Origin of the sequence: uncultured Amaricoccus sp. (assembly GCF_937858865.1) — a bacterium.
Classification (GTDB): Bacteria; Pseudomonadota; Alphaproteobacteria; order Rhodobacterales; family Rhodobacteraceae; genus Amaricoccus.
Genome location: NZ_CALLYO010000240.1, coordinates 1 through 5,456 on the forward strand (window position 1 = coordinate 1; position 5,456 = coordinate 5,456).

Annotated in this window: 6 protein-coding genes; 4 read left to right on the forward strand and 2 right to left on the reverse strand. The window is 72.7% G+C overall.

Going from position 1 to position 5,456, the window contains the following annotated elements; genetic code table 11:
• Together Q0112_RS06610 and Q0112_RS06615 are read left to right on the forward strand one after the other, a co-directional pair.
• On the forward strand, nt 1–806 hold an 806-nt coding region (locus Q0112_RS06610; RefSeq protein ID WP_297973004.1), incomplete at its 5' end, for an FAD-dependent monooxygenase.
• Between the two features lie 54 nt (nt 807–860).
• Entirely contained in the window at nt 861–1,538 is a 678-nt protein-coding gene (locus Q0112_RS06615; RefSeq protein WP_297973008.1) for a TerC family protein, read from the forward strand.
• A gap of 6 nt (nt 1,539–1,544) precedes the next feature.
• Here Q0112_RS06615 and xth read toward each other — a convergent pair whose 3' ends face one another.
• Nucleotides 1,545–2,315, reverse strand: coding sequence for an exodeoxyribonuclease III (gene xth / locus Q0112_RS06620; RefSeq protein WP_297973011.1), 771 nt, complete (start codon nt 2,313–2,315; stop codon nt 1,545–1,547).
• 222 nt (nt 2,316–2,537) lie between these two features.
• On the opposite strand from xth, the gene Q0112_RS06625 reads away from it, so the two are divergent.
• Nucleotides 2,538–3,809, forward strand: coding sequence for an MgtC/SapB family protein (locus Q0112_RS06625; protein ID WP_297973014.1), 1,272 nt, complete (start codon nt 2,538–2,540; stop codon nt 3,807–3,809).
• 7 nt (nt 3,810–3,816) lie between these two features.
• On the opposite strand, the gene Q0112_RS06630 is transcribed toward Q0112_RS06625, so the two are convergent.
• Nucleotides 3,817–4,134 carry an iron-sulfur cluster assembly accessory protein gene (locus tag Q0112_RS06630; protein WP_297973016.1) on the reverse strand — a complete coding sequence of 106 codons (318 nt, stop codon included), beginning with the start codon at nt 4,132–4,134 and terminating at the stop codon, nt 3,817–3,819.
• 78 nt (nt 4,135–4,212) lie between these two features.
• On the opposite strand from Q0112_RS06630, the gene Q0112_RS06635 reads away from it, so the two are divergent.
• On the forward strand, nt 4,213–5,358 hold the full coding sequence (locus tag Q0112_RS06635) for a deoxyguanosinetriphosphate triphosphohydrolase (protein WP_297973018.1): 1,146 nt from the start codon (nt 4,213–4,215) through the stop codon (nt 5,356–5,358).
• The last annotated feature ends 98 nt before the right edge of the window (nt 5,359–5,456 follow it).

Below are 5,456 nucleotides of genomic sequence, written 5' to 3' on the forward strand. Positions count from 1 at the left end.
AGGCGCTCGAGCCGGGGGTCGGCCTCGTCGCCGGGGACGGCGGCGGGCACGATACCGAGATCGTCGTCGCCGCCGACGGGGTGCGCTCGGGCCTGCGGGTGGCGGCGGGGCTCGCGGCGGCGCCGGCGCGCTTCACCGGGCATGTCGCCTGGCGCGGGCTGGTGCCGACGGCGGGGCTGCCGGCGGAGGCGGCGGCTCCGGTGACGCGGGTGTCGATGGGGCCGGGACGGCATCTGGTCAGCTATCCGCTGCGCGGGGGGAGTCTCGTCAACATCGTGGCGGTGGAGGAGCGCCGCGCCTGGGCGGAGGAGGGCTGGACGACGCCGGCCGACCCCGCGGAGCTGCGCCGGGCCTTCGCCGGCTGGGGCGGGACGGCGGGGGCGCTGCTGGCGGCGGTCGAGGACTGCTTCCTCTGGGGGCTCTTCGCCCATCCGCCGCTGCCGCGCTGGACGGCCGGGCGGCTGGCGCTGCTCGGCGATGCCTGCCACCCGATGCTGCCCTTCCTCGCCCAGGGCGCGACCATGGCGCTCGAGGACGCCTGGGTGCTGGCCGAGGCGCTCGATGCGGCGGCCGATCCCGGCGCCGGGCTGGCCGCCTATGCCGCCGCGCGGCTGCCGCGCGCGACGCGGGTGCAGCGCGCCTCGGCGCGAAACGGGCGGATCTTCCACCTCGGGCCCGGTTTCGGGCCGCCGGCGCACGCGGCGCTCGCCGCCGCATCGGCGCTGGCGCCGGGCTGGCTCGCCGGCCGTTTCGACTGGCTCTACGGCGTCGACGTCACCGCGCCGCGGCGTCCGGGCGCCGCTTGACACCGCTCACGGCATTGTCAATGACGGACGTCCGGGGCAGGAGGAAAGAGCCAGATGTTCGATGCAGCGTTCCTGACCTCGTTCCTCCAGGTGATCATGATCGACCTGGTGCTGGCGGGGGACAATGCCGTCGTCATCGGGCTCGCCGCGGCCGGCCTTCCGCCGGATCTGCGGCGGAAGGCGATCATCATCGGCATCCTCGCCGCCACGGTCATGCGCATCAGCTTCGCGCTGATCGCGACGCAGCTGCTCAACCTGACCGGGCTGCTGCTGGCTGGCGGCCTGCTGCTGCTCTGGGTCTGCTGGAAGATGTACCAGGAGCTGCGCGTCGGCCACCGGGCGGAGGAGGCCGCGGCGATGGAGGCGCTCGCCGAGGGCGATCTCGACGCAGACGGCACGGTCGCGGGCACGATGCCGCGCAAGACGCTGCGCCAGGCGGTGACGCAGATCATCATCGCCGACGTCTCGATGTCGCTCGACAACGTGCTGGCGGTGGCCGGCGCGGCGCGCGAGCATCCGGTCGTGCTGGTCTTCGGGCTCGCGCTCTCGGTGGTGCTGATGGGGGTCGCGGCCTCGATGATCGCGCGCGTGCTCAACCGCTACCGCTGGATCGCCTGGGTCGGCCTCGCGATCATCCTCTACGTCGCGCTGCACATGATCTGGGAGGGCTGGCACGACATCCAGACCGAGCTGAACGGCGCGCCGCCGGTGGCCGAGGCGCCGGCGCACTGAGCCGCTTCAGGGCGTGAGCGTCACCCAGATCGGGACGTGGTCGGAGGGCTTCTCGCGCGAGCGGGTCTCGGCGTCGATGCCGCAGGTCTCGAGCCGGTCGGCGGCCTGCGGGGTCAGCAGCACGTGGTCGATGCGGATGCCCCAGTTCTTCTGGAAGGCGCCGGCCTGATAGTCCCAGAAGGTATAGACCCCGGGCGACTGGTCGACGGCGCGCAGGGCGTCAGTCAGCCCGAGGTGGACGAGGCGGCGGAAGGCCTGGCGGGTCGGGGGGAGGAAGAGGGCGTCCCTGGTCCAGACCTTGGGATCCCAGCAGTCCTTCGGCTCGGGGATGACGTTGTAGTCGCCGAGGATGACGGCGGTCTCCTCGGTCGCGATCAGCTCGGCGGCGCGGGCGTGCAGCCGCTCCATCCAGGCGAGCTTGTAGTCGTACTTGGGGCCGGGGGCGGGGTTGCCGTTCGGCAGGTAGAGGCCGCAGACCCGGACGCCGGCGACCTCGGCCTCGATCCAGCGCGACTGTTCGTCGCCGTCGTCGCCGGGGAGGCCGCGGCGGACGTCGGCCAGGGGCAGGCGGGAGAGGATGGCGACGCCGTTGAAGCCCTTCTGGCCGTGGGTCTCGATGTTGTAGCCCATCTCCTCGATCTCGAGGCGGGGGAACTGGTCGTCGGTGCACTTGAGCTCCTGGAGGACGACCACGTCGGTTCCGGCATCCCGGAGCCAGTCGAGGAGGGCGGGCAGGCGGGCCTTGACGCCATTGATGTTGAAGGAGGCGATCTTCATGGCGCGGACGCTAGCCGCCCGGCGCGCCGGCCGCAAGCGGGTGGCCGGGGTGCGAAAAGGAGGATTTCGCACGCGAAACTATAAGCAAGTGCATGATATTGAAGGGATAACATGTGTTAATTCTTCCTTGCCGCCGGTAGGGTTCGCTTAACCGCCCTGCGGTGCTGCCGCGGGGGAGCGGTATGATAGGCTCTCGGAGCGAGGGGCGCGGGAGGCGGAGGGATGGAGACGAACGAGATCATCAGCCGCCTCGCGGTGGCGCTCGCCATCGGCCTGCTGGTCGGGCTGGAGCGCGGGTGGCGGACGCGGGACGAGCGCGAGCATCAGCGGGCGGCCGGGCTCAGGACCTTCGCGTTGAGCGGGCTGCTCGGCGGGGTCGCGGGCCTCTTGGCGCTGGAGTTCGGCGGGGTGCTGCTCGGTCTCCTCTTCGCCGGCTTCGCCGCCACCTTCGCGCTCTTCCAGTGGCTGGAGGCGCGGCTCGACGACAACGTCAGCGCCACGACGGCGGTGGCCGGGATGCTGGTCTTCCTGCTCGGCGCGCTGGCGGTCGCCGGCGAGCTGGTGCCGGCCGTCGCTGCGGCGGTGGCGATGACGCTGCTCCTGGCGCTGCGCGAGCATCTGCACCGCTGGGTCGCCATGCTGACCTGGCCGGAGATCCGTGCCGTCCTGACGCTGGCGGCGATGTCCTTCCTGCTGCTGCCGGTGATCCCGGACCGGACCGTCGATCCGTGGGGGACGGTCAATCCGCACGAGATCTGGCTCCTCGCCATCCTGATCGCCGGGATCTCCTTCGCCGGCTACGTGGCGGTCCGCGCCTTCGGCGAGCGGAGCGGCATCATGGCGATGGCGGCGGCCGGCGGGCTCGTGTCCTCGACGGCGACGACGCTGGCGCTGGCGCAGATGGAGAAGGGGCAGCCGGGGTCGGCCCGGCTGCTGAGCGCGGGGATCCTCGTCTCGAGCAACGTGATGCTGGTGCGGGTGGGGCTGGTCGCGCTCGGGCTCAACCCGGCGCTGCTGCCGCGGCTCGCGCTGCCGCTCGGCGCCGCGGCGCTGGTGCTGCTGGCGGCGGCGCTGCTCCTCGTCTGGCGCACGCGGCGGCGGGCGGGTCCGGCGCTGACGATCGACAATCCGCTCGCGGTCGGCACGGCGCTGTCGCTCGCCGCGGTCATGGCGGCGGTGATGCTGGCGGCCGAGCTCGCCCGGCGGTGGCTGGGCGACGTCGGCGTGCTGATCGTCGCGGGCGTCTCGGGGGTCGTCGACGTCGATGCGGTGACGATCTCGATGGCGCGGCTGAGCGCGGGCGGGGCCGGGCTCGACGCCGCGACCGCGGCGCTGGCGATCCTGGTCGCGGTCGGGGTGAATACCGCCTCGAAGGCGGTTCTCGCCGGCTGGGTCGGCGGCCGGGTCGTCGGCGGGATCGTCGGCGGCGTGGGGCTGCTCGCCGCGGCGGCCGCCGGGCTCGCCGTGCTCTGGCCGCTGGCGGCGGCCGGGTGAGGCCGGCTCAGATCGAGAAGGAGGTGCCGCAGCCGCAGGAGGAGGTGGCGTTCGGGTTGTGGACGACGAAGCGGGCGCCGATGAGCTCGTCGGCGAAGTCGATCTCGGCGTCGGCGAGGAAGGGGAGCGAGACCGGGTCGATGAGGACGCGGACGCCGTCCTTCTCGAGGACGAGGTCGTCCGCGGCCGGCTCGTCGATCTTGATCTCGTACTGGAAGCCGGAGCATCCGCCGCCCTCGACGGCGACGCGGAGGGCTCCGGCGCCGATCTCGGCAAGGCGGGCGAAGGCGCGGTCGGTGACGCGGGGCGGCATGGCGAGGGGCATCTTCTGATCCGGGTGCGGATAGGCTAAGCGGGAAGGTAGGCGCCGCGGCGCCCGGAGGCAAGGATCGGAAGGGGCGAGATGGCGGCGCCGTTCGCGACATTGCCCGGGGAGACCCGGGGACGGCTCTACCGGGAGGAGGAGTCGGCGCACCGCTCGCCCTTCCAGCGCGACCGGGACCGGATCATCCATTCGTCGGCGTTCCGGCGGCTGAAGCACAAGACGCAGGTCTTCGTCGAGCACGAGGGGGACTATTACCGCACGCGGCTGACGCATTCGGTCGAGGTGGCGCAGGTGGCGCGGACGCTGGCGCGGGTGCTCGAGCTGAACGAGGAGCTGGCCGAGGCGGTGGCGCTGGCGCACGACCTCGGGCATCCGCCGTTCGGCCACACCGGCGAGGAGGCGCTGCAGGGGATGATGGCGGCGCATGGCGGGTTCGACCATAATGCGCAGGCGATCAAGATCGTGACCCGGCTCGAGGCGCATTACGCCGAGTTCGACGGGCTGAACCTGACCTGGGAGACGCTGGAGGGGATCGCCAAGCACAACGGGCCGGTGGTGGGGGAGGTGCCCTTCGCGCTGGCCGAGTACGATGCGGTGCATGGGCTGGAGCTCGGCACGCATGCAAGCGCCGAGGCGCAGGTGGCGGCGATCTCGGACGACATCGCCTACAACAACCACGACCTGGCGGACGGGCTCCGGGCCGGGCTCTTCACGCTCGAGGATCTGCGCGGGCTGCCGATGATCGGGGCCTGCATCGCGGCGGTCGATGCGCGCTGGCCGGGGCTGGCGCCGTCGCGGCGGGAGCACGAGGCGCTGCGGCGGTTCTTCGGGCTGCTGGTCGAGGACGTGCTGGCGACGAGCCGGGCGCGGCTGGCCGAGTTCGCGCCGCGGAGCGCGGAGGAGGTGCGCGGGCTCGGGGCGCCGGTGGTGCGCTTCTCGGAGGCGACCTTCGCCGAGCTGAAGGTGATCCGGGGTTTTCTCTACCGGCGGATGTACCGGCACTGGGCGGTGCAGCGGATGCGGCGGAAGGCGCGGATGGTGGTGGAGGAGCTCTTCTCGACCTTCGCCGGGGCGCCGGAGCTGATGCCGGAGGAGTGGAACGCCTGCGCGGCGCTCGGGGAGACGGCGCGGGCGCGGGTGGTGGCGGACTATATCGCCGGGATGACCGACCGGTATGCGCTGCAGGAGCACCGCAAGCTGGTCGATCCGATGGTGAAGGGGTAGAGGCGGCGCTTTGAGCGCCGTTCGCCCGCATGCGCGGGCTCGGGTCCCGGAGGCCGGAGGGGGCTGCCCTTGCTCCCGGAGGCCGGGGCGGCGGGAGG